The sequence below is a fragment of the Ancylobacter defluvii genome (assembly GCF_018390605.1).
Classification (GTDB): domain Bacteria; phylum Pseudomonadota; class Alphaproteobacteria; order Rhizobiales; family Xanthobacteraceae; genus Ancylobacter; species Ancylobacter defluvii.
This window is the reverse complement of record NZ_JAHBGD010000005.1, coordinates 282,714-302,801: the sequence shown is the minus strand read 5'-3', so window position 1 is coordinate 302,801 and position 20,088 is coordinate 282,714. Positions and strand designations below refer to the sequence as shown.

The window sequence follows — 20,088 nt, the reverse complement described above, 5'->3', positions numbered from 1 at the left end:
AGCCTCGCAATTTGGCTATGAAGCTCTATATTTTGATTCGTGAACAAGACGAAGCTGATCAAGCTGAAGGTCGCCAGAGGTCGACCACTTGAACAAGTAGCGGCGCTTCCCTTTCGGGTCACACCGGAGGGGCGGCTCGAAGTAATGCTTGTAAGCTCCCGCGATACACATCGCGCGGTCATCCCGAAGGGCTGGCCGATGAAGAAGCACCGAGACTGGAAAGCCGCGGAAATTGAGGCCCGGCAAGAGGCCGGCCTGATCGGCGCCATCGGCCGCAAATCCATTGGTGACTACCGCTACTGGAAACGGCTTCAAGACCATTTTGCGCTGGTGAAAGTCGTGGTCTTTCCGCTCGCCGTCTCCCGGCAGCTCGACGAATGGCCCGAGCGCCACGAAAGGGAGCAGCGCTGGATGTCGCCTGCCAGCGCGGCGCTGCTGGTCGACGAAACTGATCTGGCCACGCTGATCACCGATTTCGCGATGTCCTCAACGTGGATCAAATCGGCTCACCGGTCGTCCTCCAAGACGCCCGGCCGGTCTCGGAAAGAGCCTTCGCTGTACCCATAGCCGGCGAAAAACACGCTGAAGCTCCATTGCTCGACGCTTTTCGGGCCGTCTCGGCAGCGTTCGGGCGTCGAACGAGCGGAGACGTTCGGAAGCCGCCTACTGAGCCTTCACCCACACCGGAACGATAGCCAGCAGCGGCGGCAGCACGAACGCCCACATACCCACGCCGATATAGAGCCCCGCCGCGGCGAGGCATCCAAACGCGAAGGCGCCGACCGAGGGAACCATCCGCCTTATCCGCGCTATGGCCTCCCGCCGAGCGTCGGCCGGCACATGTTGGATGAGGGAAGCCACGTCCAGCATGATCTGGGTCGTCGTCATGGTCATCACCGTGGTCGGCGGAGCGCTGGCGAGATAGAGGCGGTGGGTAGCATTCTGCATCGCCATCGCCCCCACCAGCACCATGCCCGTCATCACGGCTTGCCAGGCGTCGCCATCTGCGAAGGGACCGAAATGGATCGCGAGGGCCGCGGCAATGATCAACAGCGCGGCTTTCGAGCACAGCAATATGCGAAAAGCCGGTAGCGACCGTTTCTGAAGCAGGCCTCCCAGAAGCTGCGTCAGCACGACCACACCACAGAACACCGGCAATGCCAGCAATTTGGCCACCGCTCCCGACGTGCCGTGAGCGAGTGAGGCGCCGAAGGTGACGAAGTTGCCGGTCACATGCGTGGTGAACAGCCCATGCAGGGAAAGGAAGCCAACCGTATCGACGTAGCCGCCGTTCAGGCTCAACAGGAGAGGTGTCCGTCGCATATCCATGGCCCGAGCCTATCACGCGCCGCACAACGCGGAAGCCGTTCTGACGCAATGTACGAGCGATCCGTCGTCGGATCGCCCGACTTCGTGAACCGCTTCAGCGCGCGGCATGGCCCCGCCTCTGCCCGAGCCGGCGGCGCCTCCCGGACAGCGTTCGCCCCCCCTCTCCTGCTGGAAGTGTCCGCGCAACGATCCTTGATCGAACAGATATGGCGAGCCTGCAGTTTTATGGCTATTCATTTCCATAATTAGCCGCACGCTGCTGTCTCCCTTCCCTAGGATCGCTGAATGATCGACCCGTTCGCCTTAATCTCCGGCTTCGTCATCCTGTGTATTTCCGCCTTGATAGCCTACACAGTCAGGAGCCTTGTTCCTGCGGCCCTGCTCATCGGCGCCCTGGTGGTGCTCGCCTCTGCTGCTGCCGTGAAGTTCGGCATGTTCGATGATTTCGCGCCGCTGCTGGTCATTTACGTAAATGGCGGCCTCATGGGCGGCCTGGGCGGTTTCCTGTTTGCCAAAAAGGCCGCCGAGCGGCGCAACTGAAGCGCCCCTCCTCCGCATCGGCTCCGGTCTTTCTCAGGCCGCCGCTGCTGGTGATGGCCACAGCCGAAGCCGAAGCAGGCGGCTTCGCATGCGGCATGCTCACGCTTGCGGAAGATAGGCTTCGACGAGCTCCGTCCAGAAGGCGGCGCCGACCGGCAGCAGGTCGTCGTTGAAATTATAGCCGGGATGGTGGAGCGGGCGGTCCCTTTCGGAGGTGCGCCCGCCGAGGAAGAAATAGCTGCCCGGCCGCTCCTTCAGCATATAGGCGAAATCCTCGCTGCCCATGCTGGGGCGGGGCATCTCCGTCACCTGTTCGGCACCGGCGAAGCGAACCGCAAGGTCCCGCAGGAAATCGGTCTCCGCCGTGTGGTTGATGGTGGCGTCGTAGCTGCGCAGATAGTCCACGCTTGCGCTCATGCCGTAGCTCTCGGCCTGCCGCTCGGCGACCAGCCGGATGCGCCGCTCCAGCTCGTCGCGCACCGCCGGATCGAAGGAGCGGATGCCGACGACCAGTTCGGCGCGCTCGGGGATGACGTTGCTGGCCGATCCGGCATGAAAGGCGCCGACGGTGATGACCGTCGGGTCGAGCGGATGGATGTTGCGCGAGACGATGGTCTGCAGCGCCATGACGATGGAGGCGCCGGCGACGATGGGGTCCGCCGTCGACTGCGGCTCGGCGCCGTGGCCGCCAAGGCCCTGGACGGTGATGCGGCACTCGTCCACCGCCGCCATGATCGGCCCGTCCCGGAAGGCGAACCGGCCGAAGGGCAGGTCCGGGTCGTTGTGGAGCGCGAAGACGGCATCGCAGGGGAAACGGTCGAACAACCCCTCCTCCACCATGATGCGGGCGCCGCCGAAATTCTCCTCGGCCGGCTGGAAGATGAGGTGGACGGTGCCGTCGAAATTGCGCCGTTCGGCGATGGCGCGGGCGGCGCCAAGCAGCATGGTGGTGTGGCCGTCATGGCCGCAGGCATGCATCAGGCCCGGCGTCGTGCTGGCATAGGGAAGCCCGGTCTCCTCAAAGATCGGCAGCGCGTCGATATCGGCGCGGATGCCGACCGACCGGCGGCCGGTGCCGTTGGACAAGGTGGCGACCAGCCCGGTCTTGGCGAGGCCGCGCGCGACCGTGTAGCCGAGGGCGGACAGTTCGCGGGCGATGATGTCCGAGGTGCGCACCTCCTCCAGCCCGAGCTCGGGATGGGCATGCAGGTCCCGGCGCAGGGCGACCAATTCCGGGACGGCATTGGTGAGCAGGGCGCGGACGTTCATTTTGGGCATTCCTGCATCTCAGGCACTCCGGGTTGGAATCTTGTTCTCGAAATAGCGGAAGGCCAGCACCAGCAGCGCGGTGAGGCACAGATAGATCAGCGCCAGCAGCAGCAGCGGCTCATAGGTGAGATAGGTCACCTGGCGGATTTTCGAAACCACGGCATAGACGTCGATCACGGTGATGGTGGCGACGAGCGGCGTCGATTTCAGCTGCAGCACCGTCTCGCCATTGAGGGTGGGAAGCGCCCGGTGCACGGCGCGCGGCAGCCAGATGCGCCGGAACACCTTCCACCGGCTCATGCCATAGGCGCGGGCGGCCTCCAGCTCGCCCTTCGGCACGCCGGCGAAGGCGCCGCGCATCACCTCGCCCTCATAGGCGGCGAAGGACATCGTCAGCGCGGCGACGCCATAGGGCCACGCCTCGCGCAGCACCGGCCAGAGGAAGGACTGCCGGATGGCGGGAAATTGCGGGAACAGCGAGCCCAGCCCGTAATAGAGCAGCCAGAGCTGAAGCAGCAGCGGCGTGCCGCGGATGATGGTGCAGAAGCCCTTGGCGAGCAGCTTCAGCGGCCACGGGCCGGTGACCTGCACCAGCCCGATGGGCACCGCGAGCACGAAGCCGAGCAGGCAGGTGCCGAACAGCATCAGCAGCGTGACGCCGACGCCATGGGCGAGCCGGCCGGCATAATCCGGCAGCCAGTCCCACCGCAGGAACCAGACCGCGCAGAACACGATGGACGCGGCGATCGCCATCAGCACCACACGGTGCGGCTTGAGGAACCCCCGGCCGCTCGGCAGCCGGGTGAGTGCGGTGGCCTCGACCGTGCTCTCCTCGGGCGGCAGTTCGACCAGCGAATCCGGCTCAGCCGCCTTTTCCCCGGCGCTCATCGCGCGGCCCAGCCGCGCCGGGCGCGGGCCTCGATGAGGCGGATGACGAGGTTGGAGACCAGCGTCAGCGCGAGATAGAGCACCCCGGCGGCGCAGAAGAACAGCATATAGGCCTTGGTGCTGCCCGCCGCTTGCCGGGTGACCAGAGTCAGCTCGCTGAAGCCGACCACCGCCAGCAGCGCGGTGTCCTTGGTGGTGATCAGCCAGAGGTTGGATAGGCCCGGCAAGGCGTGCGGCAGCATGGCCGGCAACGTGACCCGCCGGAGCGCCAGCAGCGGCGACATGCCGAAGGCGCGGGCGGCCTCGATCTGCCCGGGCGGCACGGCGAGGATGGCGCCGCGCATCACCTCGGTGGCGTAGGCGCCCTGGACGACGCCGATGACGAAGATGCCCGCCGCCAGCCCGCTAATGTCGACCGTGCCATAGCCCAGGCTTGCGGCGAGGCGGTTCAGCAGGTCGGTGCCGGCGTAATAGAGCAGCAGGATGAGCACCAGCTCCGGCACGGCGCGCACCACGGTCGTGTAGATCTCCAGCAGGTCCTTCGTCACCGGCCCGCCATAGAGCTTGCCGAAGGCGCCGCCGGTACCGAGGACCAGCCCGAGCGAATAGCCGCCGATGGCGATCTTGATCGAGCTCATCAGGCCGGCCAGCAGTACCCCGCCCCAGCCTGGCGGGTCGAGCGCCAGCAAGCCCCAGTCGATCATGGATGCAGGATCGGCCGCCATGGCTCCGCCTCGCCCTCGAGGAAAGGAGGCCGGCGCGCGGCGCCGGCCCGGCTCGCGTGCGATCAGCCGCCGTAGATGTCGAAGTCGAAATACTTCTTCGAGAAGGTGTCGTAGGTGCCGTTGGCGCGGATCGCCTTGATAGCCGCGTTGACCTTGTCCTTCAGCTCGGTGTCGCCCTTGCGCAGGCCGACGCCGACGCCGGCGCCCAGCACCTCGGGATCGTCCTTGACGTTGCCCTTCAATTCGCAGCACTGCTTGCCCTGGTCGGACTTCAGGAAGGCGTCGAGCGCGATGGCATCGGCCTGCACGGCGTCGAGGCGGCCGGCGGCGAGGTCGTTATTGGCCTCGTCCTGGGTCTGGTACTCTTTCACCGTCGCCCCGGCACTGCCGAAATACTTGTTGGCATAGTCCTGGTGGATGGTGGCGACCTGCACGCCGATGGTCTTGCCCTTCAGCCCTGCCGGCGTCGCGTCGAATTTTTCGCTCTTCGGACCGATCACTCCGGTCGGGGTGTTGTAATACTTGTCGGAGAAGTCGATCGTCTTCAGGCGTTCCGGGGTGATCGACATCGAGCCGACGATCATGTCGATCTTCTTGCTGGTCAGCGCCGGGATGATGCCGTCCCAGGCGACCGGGGTGATAACGCAGTCGAGCTTGGCCTGCGCGCAGATCGCCTGCATGAACTCCACCTCCCAGCCTTCCCACTTTCCGGCGGCGTCGGGCGAGGCGAAGGGCGGGTAAGGCTCGGCGGCGAAGCCGACCTTGAGCGGCTCGGCCGCGGCGGAGGCGAGGCCGGCAAGGCCGATGGCGGCGGCAAGTGCGATGGCTTTCAGTGCATTCTTCATGAGTAGCCCCTCTGGATTTTCAGTTTTTTCAGTGGCTGGAATGGATGAACTTCTTCAGCCGCTCCGATTTCGGAGCGCCGAAGATCTGTTCCGGCGGCCCTTGTTCCTCGATCACGCCATGGGCGAGGAACACGATGTGGTTGGCGACGTTGCGGGCGAACTTCATCTCATGCGTGACGAGGAGCATGGTGCGCTTCTCCTTCGCGAGATCGCCGATCACTCCCAGCACTTCGCCGACGAGTTCCGGGTCCAGCGCCGAAGTGGGCTCGTCGAACAGCATGGCGTGCGGCTGGATGGCGAGCGCGCGGGCGATCGCCGCCCGCTGCTGCTGGCCGCCCGAGAGAAAGGCAGGGTAGGCGTCGCGCTTCTCGAACAGTCCGACGCGCCGCAGCAGCGCCTCCCCTCGCGCCACGGCCTCGGCTTTCGACACGCCGAGCACATGCACCGGCGCCTCGATGACGTTCTGGATGATCGTCATGTGCTGCCACAGGTTGAAACTCTGGAAGACCATGCCGAGCCGGGAGCGCAGGCGCTGCACCTGCCGGCGGTCCGAGGGGGCGAGGCCGCCAAGCCCGTCCTGCTTCATCGCGATCGGCTCGCCCCGGATCGCCACCGATCCCTCGCTCGGCACTTCCAGCATGTTGATGCAGCGCAGGAAGGTGGACTTGCCCGAGCCGGAGCCGCCGATGATGGCGATGACATCGCCCTCATAGGCCGTGAGTGAGATTCCCTTGAGGACTTCAAGCGCACCGAAGCGCTTGTGCAGGTTCGTGACGGCGATCGCCTCGGCCCGTTCCGTCATCGGAGCGGCGCCTTCGATGCCCGGCATACAGAAGTCCGGCCCATGCCACGCCTTCCCTGCTTGTCGGAACGTCGCATTCCGGCGGCGAGGCTCGCCCGTCGCCTTCTTCCCTCTCGCCCATGGTTGCACTTTATGCGACAGTTGCTCAAGCGTATAACAACGGCGTTCGCGACTTTTTTATGCAGCGTCAAAAAATCAGCATTCGCGCTGAGGGGGTAAGAATGTCGGCTTTCGGTTCCCAGGATATGTCGGCGCCGCTGCAGCGCGTCCTGATGCGCCGCCCCGGCCCGAGCCTCCTGGCGGCCGACCCGGACCAGTGGCACTACGGGCCCAGTTTCGACGGCCGCAAGGCGGCGCTCGAATATGCGGAATTCGCCCGCCTCGTGGAGCGTTCTGGCACCGAGATCATCTGGCTCGACGACGAGGGCGACGGGCTCGCCGACGCCATGTTCACCCATGATCCCTCGCTGGTCTGCGACCAGGGCGCGATCATTCTGCGCATGGGCAAGCCCTTGCGGGCGAACGAGCCGGAGCTGCACGAGAAGGCCTATGCCGAGCGGCAGATTCCGATCCTCGGCCGGATCGAGGCGCCGGGGACGGTCGAGGGCGGCGACTGCATCTGGCTCGATCCGGGTACGCTGATCGTCGGGCGCGGCGTGCGCACCAACCAGGGCGGCATCGACCAGCTGGGAGGCATCCTCGCGCCGCATGGCATCCGCGTGCTCGCCTTCGACCTGCCGCTGTGGCAGGGCGAGGCGGCGTGCCTGCACTTGATGAGCGTGATCAGCCCGCTGGCGGACGATCTGGCGCTGGTCTTCGCGCCGCTGCTGCCGGCAGCGTTCTATCAGCTGCTGAAGGCCCGCGGCATCCGGCTGATCGAGGCGCCGGCCGAGGAGTTCCACGCCAGCAACGGCCTGTCGCTGAACGTGCTGCCGACCCGGCCCGGGCAGGTGATCATGGTCGCGGGTTTCCCGGCGACGAAGGCGGCGATGGAAGCCGCCGGCTGCACCGTCGACACCTTCGCGGCGGAGGCGTTGTGCATCGCCTGCGAAGGTGGCCCGACCTGCCTCACGCGCCCCGTGCTGCGGCGCGCGACATGAGCCGGCGCCATTATCACCGGGGGACGGAGGCGGGACGCCGCCACGACCTGATCGAAGCGACGCTGGACAGCATCTCCGAGGCGGGCCTGCAGGGCGCGACGGTGCGGCAGATCGCCGTCAAGGCCGGGGTGACGCCCGGCCTGATCCGGCACTATTTCGCCTCCAAGGAGGTGATCCTCCAGGAGGCCTACAAGGTGGTGATCGCGCGGCTGACGGAGAAAGCGAAAGCGGTGACGGGCACCCCCGAGGAGCGCCTGCGCGCCTTCATCCTGATCAACCTGACCGAGCCGGTCGCCAACAGCCGCAGCCTGTCGCTCTGGGCCTCGTTCATCAGCCGGGTCGGGGTCGACCCGGCGCTGGCGGCTATCCATCGCGAGGGCTATCTCAGCTTCCGCCATACGCTCGAGGCGCTGCTGGCGGATTTCCTGGTGGCCAGGGGCGAGGCGGCCGACCCGGCGCGATGCCGGGCGCTCGCCATCGCGGTCAACGGCATTCTCGATGGCCTCTGGCTGGAGGGTTGCCTCGCCGGAGAGCTTTTCGAGGACAGCGAACTCGTCTCGATCGCCTTTTCATCGATCGGTGCACTGATCGGCCACCCGATCGGCCCGCCGGCCGCAACCGAGCAAGACCGGAAGGACCCCGATGCGCTATGCCTCCATCACCGATAGGCTCGCCAGCCTCGGCTCCGAGAAATGGGCGGTTCATGTCGAGGCGCGCCACCGCAGGGAGCGCGGCGAGCCGATCATCGAATTGACCATCGGCGAACCGGATCTGCCGCCCCATGAGACGCTGATCGCCGAGGCCGCGCGCGCCATGCTCGCCGGCCGCCACCGCTATTCCAATGGCCGCGGCGAGCAGGTGGTGCTGGACGCGCTGGTGCGCAAATATGCGCGGCGCCGGCCCGGCGTGACCCGCGACAACGTGCTGTGCTTCCCTGGCACGCAGACGGCTTTGTTCGCGGTGATGCTCGGCCTTGTGGAGGCGGGTGACGCGGTGCTGGTCGGCGACCCGCTCTACGCCACCTATGAGGGCGTCATCCGCGCCACCGGCGCCGACCAGATCGCCGTGCCGCTGCGCCCGGAACACGGCTTCCACATGCAGGCCGCTGACCTCGAGCGGGCGGTCACGCCGCAATGCCGGGTGCTGCTGCTCAACACCCCGCACAATCCGACCGGGGCGGTGCTGACGGCCGGCGAGATCGCCGCCATCGGCGAGGTCTGCCGCCGGCACGATTTGTGGATCGTCTGCGACGAGGTCTATGAGGACCTGGTGCTGACCGGCACCTTCGCCTCGCCCTTCGACGATCCCGCGCTCGCCGAGCGCACCATCGTGTGTTCGTCGATCTCGAAGTCGCACGCCGCCCCCGGCTTCCGCAGCGGCTGGGCCATCGGCCCGGCGGAGTTCACGCGCCGCCTGCTGTCGGTATCGGAGACGATGCTGTTCGGCCAGCAGCCCTTCATCGCCGACATGACCGCCTACGCGCTCGACAACCCGGTCGACACCGCCGCGCGGATGCGGCAGTCCTACCGGCGGCGCGTCGACCTCATCGTCGCGGCGCTGGCCGAGGCGCCGGGGCTGGTGCCGTTCCCGCCCGAGGCGGGCATGTTCATTCTCGTCGACGTGAGCGGGACCGGAATGAGCGGCGCGGCCTTCGCTCGGGCGCTGCTGGACGAGGAAGGGGTCGCGGTGATGCCGGGCGCGTCCTTCGGCGTCGGGGCGGGCGATTTCATCCGCATCAGCCTCACCGTCCCGGACGATGCCATCGACGAGGCGTGCCGGCGCATGGCGGCGCTGGCGTCGCGCTCGGGACTGAGAAAGGCGAAGCGGGCATGAGCGGGACGCGAACGGGCGGGGAAGCGCTGATCGACCTGCTCGAGGCCAATGGCGTGGAAGTCGTGTTCGGGATTCCCGGCGTCCATACCGTGGAGCTCTACCGGGGGCTGGCGGGCTCGACCATCCGCCACGTCACGCCGCGCCACTAGCAGGGCGCCGGTTTCATGGTCAATGGCAATGCCCGCGTCACCGGCAAGCCCGGCGTGGTGCTGGTGATCACCGGCCCGGGCCTCACCAACACCATCACGGCGATGGCGCAGGCGCGCCAGGATTCGGTGCCGATGCTGGTGATCTCCGGCGTCAACCGCCGCAACTCGCTGGGGCGCGGCCTGCTGCACGAACTGCCCGACCAGTCGGCGAGGATGAAGAGCTTCGCGCTGGCCTCGCACACGCTGGTCGACCCCGCCGAGCCGCCGGCGGCGATCGCGCAGGCCTTCGCTGTCACGGGATCGAGCCGGCCGGTCCGGTGCGCATCGACGAGGCGCTGCCGGAAGCGATCATCGTCGGCAATTCCACCCAGCCGGTCTATGCCGGCAACCTCTATTTCGACATCGGGCGCCCGCTATCCTGGTTCAACGCCGCCACCGGCTTCGGCGCGCTGGGATACGGCCCGCCGGCGGCGATCGGGGCGGCGCTCGGCGCGCCGCAGCGGCCGGTGGTGTGCCTGACCGGCGATGGCGGCCTGCAGTTCTCGCTGGCCGAGATCGGCTCGGCGGCGGATGCCGGCGCCCGGGTGATCTTCCTCGTGTGGAACAATGACGGCTACCAGGAGATCGAGACCTACATGCTCGAATGCGGCATCGAGCCCGAGGGGGTGAAGCCGTCGGCCCCCGATTTCGCGGCCATTGCCGAGGCCTATGGCGTGCCGGCCCAGCGGCTCGAGGACGTGGCGGAACTCGGCCCGGCGCTGGCCACCGCGGCGGAGCGCAACGGGCCGAGCCTGATCGAGATCCACCAGTCGCGGACCAGGGGCGCGGGCGCGCCCTAGCCTCGGGCGCCGCTCAGTTGCGGCGGGCGCGGATGTCGCGCATCACCTCGCGGGCGGCGTTGAAGCCGGGAATGCCGGAGACGCCGCCGCCGGGATGCATGGAGGAGCCGCAGATATACAGGCCCTTCACCGGGGTGCGGTAATCGGCATAGCCGGAGACCGGCCGCTGGAAGAACAATTGGTCGGTCGACAATTCGCCGTGGAAGATGTGGCCCTGCGGCAGGCTGACGATGTTCTCGATGTCGGGTGCCACCAGCAGCTGCGCCTCGATGACGTCGTCGCGGAAGCCGGGGGCGTAGTCCTCGATGGTGTCGAACACCGTCTTGCGGAAATTCTCCTTCTCGTCCGCCCAGTCGCCACCCTTCAGCGTGTAGGGCGCGTGGCCGCCGAACAGGTTGACGACATGCTTGCCGGCCGGGGCGAGGGTGGTGTCCACCATGGTCGGCACGACCGGGGTGATGAAGGGGCGCGACGAATACCAGCCATGCTTGGCGTCGTCATAGGCGCGCTCGAGATAGTCGATGTCCGGCGCGATATGCATGTAGGTTGGGTAGTCGAAATCGCCGAGCGTGCCCTCGCGGCGCAGGCGGTCCAGCATGCGGTATTGCGGCGGCCGCTCGCAGGCGATGTTCATCTTGAAGGCGGTGGAGAAGGTGCGGTAGCCGCGGATCTCGCGCAGCACTTCCTCCGGCAGATGCTGTTCGCCAACGAGGTCGAGATAGAGGATCTTGGCGCTGGCATTGGAGATGATGGTCTTGGCCGCATAGGTCTCGCCGGTGGTGGTGAGCACCGAGGTCGCACGGCCGCCCTGCACGCGCACTTCCTTGATCGGCGCGCCGGTGACGATGTCGACGCCCTTCTTGCGTGCCGAGGCGGCGAGCGCCTGGGTGATCGACCCCATGCCGCCCTTGATGAAGCCCCAGCCGCCGGCGCCCTCGTGCTCGCCCATGATGTGATGCATGATGACATAGGCCGAGCCCGGCGATTTCGGCCCCGCGAAAGTCCCGATGGAGGCGTAATAGGCCAGCACCGCCATGACGCGGTCGTCGTCGAACCATTCGCGCAGGAAGTCGTAGGCGCTCATCGTCAGCATGTCGACGATGCGGTACATCTTGCGGCCGATCTTGCGGTGCCGCCAAAGCAGCGACGCGCCGTCCTTGAACGTGCGCCAGTCGCGTCTGGTGGGGTCGACCGGCGTCTCCCAGAGCAGCTTGCGCACGATGTTCGCCGCCTCGTTGAGGTAGCGGTCGAATTCGGGATAGATCTCCGCGTCGTGCTTCGAGAACTTGGCGAAGCTCGCCTGCGACTTGGCGATGTTGTCGGAGAACAGGATGTAGTCGTCGCCGCCGAGCGGCGAGACCATGTCCGAACAGGGCAGCACCTCCAGCCCGTGCTTCTTCAGCTCCAGCTCGCGGATGATGCGCGGGTGCAGCAGGCTCATCAGATAGGAGAAGATCGAGGCGCGGAAGCCGGGCGCGATCTCCTCCGTCACCGCCGCGCCGCCGACCACGTCGCGCCGCTCCAGCACCAGCACCTTCTGTCCCGCCTTTGCGAGGTAGTTCGCGCAGACGAGGCCGTTATGTCCGGCGCCGATGATGATGGCGTCGTAGCTCTTGCCCACGGTGACGTCGGCCGTACTCATTGATTGTTCCTCGGAGTTTGACTCGTGATCGCTTGTGCCCGCTAACGGCCGTGCTTCCTCTCCCCATTGGGGAGAGGAAAAGACAGCTGGTCACTCGGGCTTCGACGGCCAGATTGCCGCGGATCCGCGCGGCCTATTCGGCCGCGACGCCGCGCAGGGGCTCCTTCGGCGCCAGTCCGCCCCGCACCATGTCCTGGAAGGATTTCACCGCATATTCGTATTTCGGCGACAGCGGACCGCGCGTGTAGATGCCGGCTTCGAGATTGCGCTGCACGCCGGTGATGATGTCGAGATCCTCGGTGACGATCTGCGCCGACCATTCGGCCGACTGGCGGTTTTCCTCCGCCTTCTCGGGCGAGACGTCGGTGAAGAAGTACCAGTTGATATGGCGGATTCGCCCCGGCCCCAGCGGCTCGATGGTGGCGATGGACGAGCCCCAGTCATAGAGGTTCAGCATCAGGAAGGGGAAGCGGTAGAAATACAGGCCGCGCGTCAGGCCGCCGTCGCGCTTGGGCGCGTGGAGGTGGAAGAATTTCTCGCGCGCATAGGTGTCGATCCGGTAGCTGTCGATGTCCATCGACTCGCACAGGCCGGGATGCATGGTCCGGCAGTGGTAGCATTCGAGATAGTTCTCGCCATAGGTCTTCCAGTCGACGGCGCAGTCGCGGTCCTTCGACATGAAGTAGTGCTGCTGGTCTAGTGGATAGTCGGCCGCCATGTCGTGGATCGGCCCCAGCCATTCGACCAGGCTCTCGCCGCCGCGCTCCAGCCGGAGGAAGACCAGGCTGCGCCATTCCTCGGCATCGATGGCATAAAGACCCCAGGCCTGCGGATCGAAGGTGATGCCCTCGCCGAAATCCACCGCCTTGTTGAGGCGGCCGGAGCGGGTGTAGCTCCAGCTGTGATAGGGGCAGACGACGAGCTTGCCGCAATGGCCCTGCCCCTCGCCGAGCAACTGGGCGCCGCGATGCCGGCAGACATTGTGGAAGGCGCGCACCACGCCGTCATCGTCGCGGATGACGAACACGGGATAGCCGGCCACGGTGCCGGAGACATAGTCGCCCGGCGCCTTCAGCCGCTCCGACCAGGTGAACAGCATCCAGTTGCGGGCGAAGATCTCCTTGCGCTCGCGCTCGTAAAGCGCGGGGTCGCAATAGTCGCGGGCAGGCAGCGTCCAGTCGAACTGGGTGGTGGCGGCGGTGGTGGCGTTCATGGCAGCGCTCCCGACGTTTCAGTGGCCCGGCCGGCGCAAGGTCCGGCGGGCATGGCTTCAGTTGCGGTAGGAGGGATCGATCCCGTCCAGCATGCGCAGATGGGCGGCCCATTCGAGAAGCAGGTCGCCGTCGTCGAAGTTCATCTGGTTGTATTGCGCGCCGACCTTCTCGCAGACGTCCTGCGGCGGCAGCACGATATCGCGGCCCATGGACAGGGTGGCGACCTGCACTTCGCAGGCGCGCTCCAGATAGAACATCAGGTTGAAGGCCTCGGCGACGGTGCGCCCGACGGTGAGCAGGCCGTGATTGCGCAGCAGCAGGCCGCATTTGTCGGTGCCGAGATCGGCGATGATGCGCTCGCGCTCGTCGAGGTCGAGGGCGATGCCCTCATAATCGTGGATGCCCAGCCGGCCATAGAATTGCAGCGCGATCTGGTTGAGCGGCAGCAGCCCTTCCTTCAGCGAGGCCACCGCCATGCCACCGCGTGTGTGGGTGTGGATGACGCAGGCGGCATCGTGGCGCGCCATGTGCACGGCGCTGTGGATGGTGAAGCCGGCCGGGTTCACCCGGTGCGGGCTGTCGTCGATCTTGTTGCCCTCGACATCGATCTTCACCAGCGAGGAGGCGGTGATCTCCTCCCAGCGATGGCCGTAGGGGTTGATGAGGAACCGCCCCGGCTCGCCCGGCACCCGCACGGTGCAATGGGTGTAGATGAGGTCGGTCATGCGGTAATGGGCGAGTAGGCGGTAGCAGGCGGCGAGCTCGACACGCTGCTGCCATTCGGCGGCGGTCATTTCCGGGCGCAGGCTGGTGACGGACATCTCAACTTCTCCCGTGTCTCTCAGACGGCTCGCGCCATGCCCGGCGTGAGGGTCTTCGCGGCAAGTGCCGCATCCCATTCCTCGCCGGCCCAGCGGCGCATCAGCAGCGCCTCCTCCCAGCGATCGGACAGTTCCTCGCCGTTCACGTCGGTGATGGCGTAGTCGCGCGGGCCAAGCTCGCACAGGAAGATGCAGTCGGCATCGCCGGGGTTTTGCGCCTGCCAGAGCGCGAAGCCGCGCCGCCACCAGTCGCGGAACACCTCGATCCACGGCCGGTGCTGCGGAAAATGCAGCGGCAGCTGCACCTGGCAGCGATTGCCGATGCGCCCCTGGAAGGAATCCGAGCGCTCCAGTAGCCGCGTGACATGGGCCTGATACGCGTCGCTGATCGGCAGCATCATCTCGCGATCGACGACATAATGCGAGAGGTCGGCGGCCAGCCGCATTCCGGGGATGGCGTCGAGCAGCAGCAGCGTCGCGAACATGTCGTTGGTGATGCAGTTGCGGTGGGTCTCGAACTGCAGCGGCACGCCTTCCTCGCGACCGATCCGCATCCACGCCTCGATCACCGGCACCATCTCGGCGACCGCGAGCGGCATCACCTGTCCGATGACGACGACGAAGGGCGAGCCGATGTCCTTGGCGAGGTGCAGCGCCGGGCGCAGTTCCTCGATCGAACGCGGGAAGGCGGTGAGCAGCCCGCCGAGCCCGGTACGGGCGAATTCCGGCACGGTGGTGCGTGCGGCCTCGATGTCCATGGCGCCGAGATCGATCGCCATGCCATCGAAGCCAGCCGCCTTCACCTTGTCGAAACGCTCCGACACCGGCCGCTCCGGTATGCCGGGACGGCGCTGCTCGGTGGCCCAGAGCGACTGGTAGACCTTGAGGGGCATGGCTCAGGCCTGCTTCGCGGTGCGCGGACGCGGCGCCACCGGTTCGAGGTCGGTGTCGTCCATGATCCAGATCTTGTCGTCCGGGTAATCCGCCTCGGTGCGCCCGTTCCAGAACGCCTTGATCACCGCGAGCTGAAAGCCGAGATAGGTCATGGAATGCGGCTTGCGGCCCTTCTCGACGAAGATGGTGCGGTGCAGGTCCGGCAGTCGGTGGAACGGCACGGCGGGGAAGGCGTGGTGCGCGGTGTGGAACTGCATGTTCCAGCACATCCAGCGCATGACCGCGTTGGTGCGGGTGGTGCGGGTGTTCTCGGTGATCTGGTCGACATGCGGCAGGCCGAGATGCTCGATGGTGTTCTGCAACTGGTGCACCGGCTTCATCACCAGCATCGGGAACAGCCAGAGCTTCACCGCGATCCAGCTGCCGGAGAGCAGCGAAAGCGCGGCGATGAGCACATATCCGGCAAGGTGCCAGCGCGCCTCGCGGATCACCTTCGGGTGCTGGTCCGCGGGGATGTAGTGCTCGGAGACGATGCCGAGCGAGAAGCGGATCACGCGGCGCACGCGCGTGTACCAGTAGGTCGGGCCGAGCACCCAGAGCAGATAGGAGAGCATCGAGTAGCGCTCGCGCCCCAGCTCGCCGTCGCCCTCCCAGTCCTGCGTATAGCGATGATGGGCGAAGTGCTGGATCTGGTCGAAATCACGCGGATAGATCAGCACGAAGCCGAACAGGCGGCCGAAGATCTCGTTGAGCCTCTTGGTCTTGAACACCGTCGAGTGGCTCATCTCGTGCTGGCCGGCATAGAGGAAGTTGATCAGCATGCCGTGGGCGATGAAAAACGGCACCGCCCACCACGTGCCCCAGAAATACCAGAGCGCCGCGCCGGTGACCGCCAACGCGCCGAAATGGCTACCGAGCTGCACGAAGCCCGACAGGTCGGATTTCACGCTGAGTTCCTTGAGCCGGCCCGGACTGATCATGTCCTTGCGGCCGAAAACCTCGTCCATCTCACTCCTCCTCGAATTCCGGGCGACGCTGGATGGCCATGCGGAGCAGCAGGACCAGCGTCGTGATGACGATGAGCACCACCGAGATGGCGGCGATCGCCGGGTCGACATTGTCGCGCAGCCCCATCCACATCAGGCGCGGCAGGGTGATCGCGTCGACACTGGTGATGAACAGCGTGACGCCGATCTCCTCCCAGGACAGGACGAAAACCAGCAGCGCAGCCGTCATCACGCCGAAGCTGATATTGGGCAGGATGATGTGGAAGACGCGCTGGGCGACGGTCGCACCAAGACCGCGCGCGGCGAGGTCGATGCGCCGATCCACCTGTGCCAGCGAGACCAGCACCATCACCACCGCGAAGGGCACGGTCATCACGACATGCGCCATTGTCACGCCGACGACGCTGTCGAAGCCGATGGTCTGCGAGAACCGCGACAGGCCGGTCAGCAGGAAATACAGCGTCATCGCCGAGACCACCGGCGGCACGATCATCGGCAGCAGCACGAAGCCGACCAGCACTTGCGAGAAGCGCGGCTGCAGCATCCAGATGCCGAGCGCGAAACTGGTCGCCAACGCCGTCGAGATCAGGCTGGTGAGGATGCCGATCTTGGTGCTCAGCACGATGGCGTTCAGCCAGTCGGGGTTGTCGATCAGCTGCCGGTAATGAATAAGCGACAGGCTGCCCTGCGGCAGCGAGAGCATCCGGCTGGGGGTGAAGGAGATCGGCACCACCGCCAGCAACGGCAGCAGCAGGAACGCCCCGACCAGCAAAGCGAGAGCGACGGCGAGCGGACCGGGGCGCTGGATCTTCATTTCCCGCCTCCCGTCAGCGCGAGCCCAGCGAAGCGCGACAGCAGGGCCATCAATCCCGCCACGATGAGGACGAGCGCAACGCTGATCGCCGCCCCCAGTCCCCAGTCCGGGCTCTGGAACATCCGGAGATAGACCAGCTCGGCCACCATGACCGAGCGCCCGCCGCCGAGTATGGCCGGGGTGACGAAGAAGCCGAGGCTGAACACGAAGACGATCAGCGTCGCCCCAATGACGCCGGGCAGCGTCAGCGGCAGGAACACCGACCAGAAGATGCGCAGGCGCGAGGCGCCCATGCCGCGGGCGGCGAGCAGCACGCGCTCGTCCACCGCGCGCATGGCGGAAGCGAGCGGCAGCACCGCGAAGGGGATGAGCACATGGACCATGCCGGCGATCACGCTCGGCTCGTTGCGCACCAGCATCAGCGGGCTGTCGATGAGGCCGAGCGCCTGCATCCAGCTGTTGAACAGGCCGCGATTGGACAGCAGCGCCAGCCAGCCAAAGGCGCGGGTCAGCAGCGAGATCCAGAACGGCACGAAGATGCAGATCTCGATGATGCGCCGCTGCAGGCGCGAGCCGCGCACCCAGACATAAGTGATGGCATAGGCCGCCGCGACCGCGATAGCCGTGACGATGAGGCAGATGCGGAAGGTGCGCAGGAAGACCGACAGTACCAGCGGGTCGCCGACCAGCCGCTGGTACTGGCCGGTGCCGATTTCCGGCAGCGTGACGCTCCACAGTGCGACGCCGAAGAACGGCAAGGCATAGGCGCACGCCAGGAACAGCATCAAAGGTGCCGTCAAGGCGAGCGCGGGCCAGATTGCCGAGTGGTGTCTCATCGTGTCCGGTTCGAGTTCTGATAGTTTACGCTCCCGATTGGGAGCAGCTTCCTGCCCTTCCCTCTCCCCGTTGGGAGAGGTGGCCCGCCAAGCGGGTCGGTGAGGGGCGACACCCTTGCGGAGCGTCGAAGCCCCCCCGCCCCAGCCCTCTCCCCATGGGGAGAGGGAGAAGACCACCCCCCGATGGGGAGAGGACAGTGCGGTGTAGCGTCAGGCCGAGATCACCTTGGTGAATTCGTCCAGCGCGGGGCCGTAATTGTCGGCGTACCACGGCATGTCGAGCGCGATCTGGCTCTTCATGTTGGCCGGGTCGACCGGGTTGTAGCGGCGCTGGTCGGCCGGGATGAGCGCATCGGTGGCCGGGTTGGCCGGCCCCTGCCCCAGCATGTCGAACATCACCAGCTGGCGTTCGGGCACGGAGGTCGAGGCGATGAACTTCATCGCGTTCTCCTTGCCGCCGGGATTGTTCTTGATCACCGCGAGGGCACCGGGCGACAGCAGGCCCTGGTTCCAGGTGAACTTCACCTGCCCACCCGAATCCTTCTCGATCAGCGAGGCGCGGGTCGACCAGATCAGCCCCATGGCGGCATCGCCGCCCAGCATGAGCTGCTGGCTTTCCGCACCGCCGCCCCAATAGGCGACGACATCGGGCTTCAGCGCCGCGATCTTGGCGTGCGCGCGCTTGAGGTCGAGCGGGTAGAGCTTGTCGGGTGCCACGCCGTCCGCCAGCAGCGCCGCCTCCCACATGCCGGCGCCCCATTTATACATGGTGCGCTTGCCGGGATATTTCTTCACGTCGAAGAAGTCGGCCATGCTGGTTGGCGGGTTGGCGCCGAATTTCTGCGCGTCATAGGCGATGACATAGGAGAAGAAATAGGTCGAGGCCGCGTATTCCCAGTCGAAGCCGGGCCGCATCTTGGACTTGTCGACGACCTTGTAGTCGATCGGCTCGATCATGCCCTGCTTGCCGAGCGAGATCGCCGAAAACGGATCGGCGTCGACGAGGTCCCAGGTCGGCTTGCCGCTCTTGAACTGCGCGGCGATGGCGCCTTCCGTCGGGCCGGTGCCGTCTTCCTTGACGACGATGCCGGTCTCCTTCTCGAAGGGCTGGCCATAGGCCTTGTCATAGGCTTTGAGCGCATCGCCGCCCCAGTTGACCAGGACGAGCTGCTTCACCTGTGCCAGCGCCTCGGGCGAGCGCATGAGCAGCGGCGCGCCGCCGAAGATCATGGCGGCGAGCTGGGTGAAGCGGCGGCGGCTGATTTCTCCCCGAGCCGCCTTGGCCGCGAGGATGTCGAGGCAGTCTTTCTGGAATGCGTCGTTCACGGCGTGCTCCTGCTGTTTTCAGCTTTGCTCTGGAAGAAGGAAGCCATTTTCGAAGGACCAGGTGACCCAGAAGTCCGGTCCATGATTGAGGACGCGGCCGGCGGCCTCGCTCGGCAAGGTCACGGTCAGTTGCGTGCCGCTGCGGGTGGCGAGCGCCAGGCGCATGGCGGCGCCGAGATAGGTGGTACTGGCCAGCCGGGCGGCGACGCCATTGCCGTCCGCCGGCGGCTCGGCGCTGACCGACATATGCTCGGGCCGCACTGCCAGCACGGCGCTGCCGCTGACCTGCTCATGCCGTGGCGCGCGCAACCGCGCGCCTTCGAACAGGCCGCTGGTGCCGAGCGAGCACTGGCCGACCTCATCGACCGGCAGCAGGTTGATCTCGCCGAGGAACTCCGCGACGAAGCGGCTCTGCGGCCGCTCGTAGATATCGCGTGGCGCCCCGACCTGCAGCAATCGCCCATGGTTGAAGATGGCAATGCGCGAGGACAGCGACAGCGCCTCGCTCTGGTCGTGGGTGACGAAGACGAAAGTGGTGCCGAACTCGCCGTGCAAGCGCGCCACTTCTTCCTGCATCCGCCCGCGCAAATGCTTGTCGAGCGCCGAGAACGGCTCGTCGAGCAGCAGTACCGGCGGTTCGAACACCAGGGCGCGGGCCAGCGCCACCCGCTGCTGCTGGCCGCCCGACAGCATGGCCGGACGCTTCTTCTCATGCCCGACAAGGCCGACACGGGCGATGATCGCGTCGACCCGCCGGGCGATTTCCTCGCGCCCCATGCCGCGCACCTGCAGCGGGAAAGCGATGTTCTGGGCGACGGTCTTATGGGGAAACAGCGCATAGCCCTGGAAGACCATGCCGTAAGAGCGATCCTCGGCGCGACTGTGGGTGATGTCCACCCCGTCGCTGAGCAGCCGCCCTGTGCTCGCAGCCTGGAAGCCGGCCAACACCATGAGGAAAGTGGTCTTTCCCGAGCCGGACGGGCCCAGCAGGGTCAGGAACTCGCCGGGCGCGACATCGAGCGTGATGTCCCTCAGCGCCGTGAAATGGCCGAAGGACTTCCCGATTCCGATCGCCTGTATCCCGACAGCCTTGGTGGTCACGTTCGATGTGCGCTCCCTCGGACTTCGGGGATGCTAAACGCGGGATTTGCTCACCTCAAATGAAGATTTTTTCTATTTCTAGTGAGGATAATTCACCCCATTGCCAGCCGAGTG

Annotated in this window: 20 protein-coding genes and 1 pseudogene; 6 read left to right on the top strand and 15 right to left on the bottom strand. The window is 66.3% G+C overall.

What is annotated here, in order from left to right:
- Positions 1-39 precede the first annotated feature (39 nt).
- A complete protein-coding gene (locus KHC24_RS04040) occupies positions 40-567 on the top strand; it encodes an NUDIX hydrolase (protein WP_213359560.1) in 528 nt (175 codons plus the stop codon).
- Positions 568-663: 96 nt separating this feature from the next.
- Here KHC24_RS04040 and KHC24_RS04035 read toward each other — a convergent pair whose 3' ends face one another.
- Positions 664-1,329 carry a YoaK family protein gene (locus tag KHC24_RS04035; RefSeq protein WP_373878598.1) on the bottom strand — a complete coding sequence of 222 codons (666 nt, stop codon included), beginning with the start codon at positions 1,327-1,329 and terminating at the stop codon, positions 664-666.
- Positions 1,330-1,614: 285 nt separating this feature from the next.
- Here KHC24_RS04035 and KHC24_RS04030 point away from each other — a divergent pair, with 285 nt between their 5' ends.
- On the top strand, positions 1,615-1,869 hold the full coding sequence (locus KHC24_RS04030) for a hypothetical protein (RefSeq protein ID WP_213359559.1): 255 nt from the start codon (positions 1,615-1,617) through the stop codon (positions 1,867-1,869).
- Positions 1,870-1,968: 99 nt separating this feature from the next.
- Here the strand turns inward: KHC24_RS04030 and KHC24_RS04025 are convergent, their stop codons facing one another.
- From KHC24_RS04025 to KHC24_RS04005, 5 genes are all read right to left on the bottom strand, one after another.
- On the bottom strand, positions 1,969-3,138 hold the full coding sequence (locus KHC24_RS04025; protein ID WP_213359558.1) for a M20 aminoacylase family protein: 1,170 nt from the start codon (positions 3,136-3,138) through the stop codon (positions 1,969-1,971).
- Positions 3,139-3,156: 18 nt separating this feature from the next.
- Complete coding sequence (locus tag KHC24_RS04020) at positions 3,157-3,891, bottom strand: ABC transporter permease (RefSeq protein WP_246546216.1); 735 nt, start codon at positions 3,889-3,891, stop codon at positions 3,157-3,159.
- Positions 3,892-4,022: 131 nt separating this feature from the next.
- Entirely contained in the window at positions 4,023-4,751 is a 729-nt protein-coding gene (locus KHC24_RS04015) for an ABC transporter permease (RefSeq protein WP_213359554.1), read from the bottom strand.
- Positions 4,752-4,813: 62 nt separating this feature from the next.
- Positions 4,814-5,596, bottom strand: coding sequence for a transporter substrate-binding domain-containing protein (locus KHC24_RS04010; protein ID WP_213359552.1), 783 nt, complete (start codon positions 5,594-5,596; stop codon positions 4,814-4,816).
- Positions 5,597-5,624: 28 nt separating this feature from the next.
- Positions 5,625-6,398 carry an ABC transporter ATP-binding protein gene (locus KHC24_RS04005; RefSeq protein ID WP_213361090.1) on the bottom strand — a complete coding sequence of 258 codons (774 nt, stop codon included), beginning with the start codon at positions 6,396-6,398 and terminating at the stop codon, positions 5,625-5,627.
- A gap of 221 nt (positions 6,399-6,619) precedes the next feature.
- On the opposite strand from KHC24_RS04005, the gene KHC24_RS04000 reads away from it, so the two are divergent.
- The 4 genes and pseudogenes from KHC24_RS04000 (at position 6,620) to KHC24_RS03985 (ending at position 10,319) form a co-directional block, all read left to right on the top strand.
- Positions 6,620-7,498 carry a dimethylarginine dimethylaminohydrolase family protein gene (locus tag KHC24_RS04000; RefSeq protein WP_213359550.1) on the top strand — a complete coding sequence of 293 codons (879 nt, stop codon included), beginning with the start codon at positions 6,620-6,622 and terminating at the stop codon, positions 7,496-7,498.
- Complete coding sequence (locus KHC24_RS03995) at positions 7,495-8,166, top strand: TetR family transcriptional regulator C-terminal domain-containing protein (protein WP_213359549.1); 672 nt, start codon at positions 7,495-7,497, stop codon at positions 8,164-8,166. The genes KHC24_RS04000 and KHC24_RS03995 overlap by 4 nt, the downstream gene beginning before the upstream one ends.
- Entirely contained in the window at positions 8,141-9,331 is a 1,191-nt protein-coding gene (locus KHC24_RS03990) for a pyridoxal phosphate-dependent aminotransferase (protein WP_213359547.1), read from the top strand. Before KHC24_RS03995 ends, KHC24_RS03990 begins: the two co-directional genes overlap by 26 nt.
- Positions 9,328-10,319: pseudogene (locus KHC24_RS03985) on the top strand (thiamine pyrophosphate-binding protein). Before KHC24_RS03990 ends, KHC24_RS03985 begins: the two are co-directional and overlap by 4 nt.
- Positions 10,320-10,332: 13 nt before the next feature.
- Here the strand turns inward: KHC24_RS03985 and KHC24_RS03980 are convergent.
- The 9 genes from KHC24_RS03980 to KHC24_RS03940 form a co-directional block, all read right to left on the bottom strand.
- The gene (locus KHC24_RS03980) at positions 10,333-11,961 is read right to left on the bottom strand and encodes a phytoene desaturase family protein (RefSeq protein ID WP_213359545.1); all 1,629 of its coding nucleotides are present in this window, start codon (positions 11,959-11,961) and stop codon (positions 10,333-10,335) included.
- Between the two features lie 133 nt (positions 11,962-12,094).
- Positions 12,095-13,174, bottom strand: a complete 1,080-nt coding sequence (locus KHC24_RS03975) for an aromatic ring-hydroxylating oxygenase subunit alpha (protein WP_213359543.1) — start codon at positions 13,172-13,174, stop codon at positions 12,095-12,097.
- A gap of 57 nt (positions 13,175-13,231) precedes the next feature.
- A complete protein-coding gene (locus KHC24_RS03970) occupies positions 13,232-13,996 on the bottom strand; it encodes a class II aldolase/adducin family protein (protein ID WP_213359540.1) in 765 nt (254 codons plus the stop codon).
- Between the two features lie 20 nt (positions 13,997-14,016).
- A complete protein-coding gene (locus tag KHC24_RS03965) occupies positions 14,017-14,889 on the bottom strand; it encodes a sugar phosphate isomerase/epimerase family protein (protein WP_213359538.1) in 873 nt (290 codons plus the stop codon).
- Between the two features lie 3 nt (positions 14,890-14,892).
- Positions 14,893-15,897: a fatty acid desaturase gene (locus tag KHC24_RS03960; RefSeq protein ID WP_213359536.1), complete on the bottom strand. Its 1,005-nt coding sequence runs from the start codon at positions 15,895-15,897 to the stop codon at positions 14,893-14,895.
- 1 nt (position 15,898) lies between these two features.
- Positions 15,899-16,711: an ABC transporter permease gene (locus KHC24_RS03955; protein ID WP_213359534.1), complete on the bottom strand. Its 813-nt coding sequence runs from the start codon at positions 16,709-16,711 to the stop codon at positions 15,899-15,901.
- Positions 16,708-17,547 (bottom strand): ABC transporter permease, encoded by an 840-nt coding sequence (locus KHC24_RS03950; protein WP_213359532.1) that lies wholly within the window; start codon positions 17,545-17,547, stop codon positions 16,708-16,710. The genes KHC24_RS03955 and KHC24_RS03950 overlap by 4 nt, the downstream gene beginning before the upstream one ends.
- Positions 17,548-17,757: 210 nt before the next feature.
- On the bottom strand, positions 17,758-18,873 hold the full coding sequence (locus tag KHC24_RS03945) for an ABC transporter substrate-binding protein (protein WP_213359529.1): 1,116 nt from the start codon (positions 18,871-18,873) through the stop codon (positions 17,758-17,760).
- An 18-nt stretch (positions 18,874-18,891) separates the two neighbouring features.
- Positions 18,892-19,974, bottom strand: coding sequence for an ABC transporter ATP-binding protein (locus KHC24_RS03940; protein ID WP_213359526.1), 1,083 nt, complete (start codon positions 19,972-19,974; stop codon positions 18,892-18,894).
- Positions 19,975-20,088 lie beyond the last annotated feature (114 nt).

Excerpts from the sequence above, each read along its gene's own strand:
- KHC24_RS04035 (WP_373878598.1), bottom strand. The coding sequence starts at position 1,329 with ATGGATATGCGACGGACACCTCTCCTGTTGAGCCTGAACGGCGGCTAC.
- KHC24_RS04030 (WP_213359559.1), top strand. The coding sequence starts at position 1,615 with ATGATCGACCCGTTCGCCTTAATCTCCGGCTTCGTCATCCTGTGTATT.
- KHC24_RS04025 (WP_213359558.1), bottom strand. The coding sequence starts at position 3,138 with ATGAACGTCCGCGCCCTGCTCACCAATGCCGTCCCGGAATTGGTCGCC.
- KHC24_RS04020 (WP_246546216.1), bottom strand. The coding sequence starts at position 3,891 with ATGGCGATCGCCGCGTCCATCGTGTTCTGCGCGGTCTGGTTCCTGCGG.
- KHC24_RS04015 (WP_213359554.1), bottom strand. The coding sequence starts at position 4,751 with ATGGCGGCCGATCCTGCATCCATGATCGACTGGGGCTTGCTGGCGCTC.
- KHC24_RS04010 (WP_213359552.1), bottom strand. The coding sequence starts at position 5,596 with ATGAAGAATGCACTGAAAGCCATCGCACTTGCCGCCGCCATCGGCCTT.
- KHC24_RS04005 (WP_213361090.1), bottom strand. The coding sequence starts at position 6,398 with ATGACGGAACGGGCCGAGGCGATCGCCGTCACGAACCTGCACAAGCGC.
- KHC24_RS04000 (WP_213359550.1), top strand. The coding sequence starts at position 6,620 with ATGTCGGCTTTCGGTTCCCAGGATATGTCGGCGCCGCTGCAGCGCGTC.
- KHC24_RS03995 (WP_213359549.1), top strand. The coding sequence starts at position 7,495 with ATGAGCCGGCGCCATTATCACCGGGGGACGGAGGCGGGACGCCGCCAC.
- KHC24_RS03990 (WP_213359547.1), top strand. The coding sequence starts at position 8,141 with ATGCGCTATGCCTCCATCACCGATAGGCTCGCCAGCCTCGGCTCCGAG.
- KHC24_RS03980 (WP_213359545.1), bottom strand. The coding sequence starts at position 11,961 with ATGAGTACGGCCGACGTCACCGTGGGCAAGAGCTACGACGCCATCATC.
- KHC24_RS03975 (WP_213359543.1), bottom strand. The coding sequence starts at position 13,174 with ATGAACGCCACCACCGCCGCCACCACCCAGTTCGACTGGACGCTGCCT.
- KHC24_RS03970 (WP_213359540.1), bottom strand. The coding sequence starts at position 13,996 with ATGTCCGTCACCAGCCTGCGCCCGGAAATGACCGCCGCCGAATGGCAG.
- KHC24_RS03965 (WP_213359538.1), bottom strand. The coding sequence starts at position 14,889 with ATGCCCCTCAAGGTCTACCAGTCGCTCTGGGCCACCGAGCAGCGCCGT.
- KHC24_RS03960 (WP_213359536.1), bottom strand. The coding sequence starts at position 15,897 with ATGGACGAGGTTTTCGGCCGCAAGGACATGATCAGTCCGGGCCGGCTC.
- KHC24_RS03955 (WP_213359534.1), bottom strand. The coding sequence starts at position 16,711 with ATGAAGATCCAGCGCCCCGGTCCGCTCGCCGTCGCTCTCGCTTTGCTG.
- KHC24_RS03950 (WP_213359532.1), bottom strand. The coding sequence starts at position 17,547 with ATGAGACACCACTCGGCAATCTGGCCCGCGCTCGCCTTGACGGCACCT.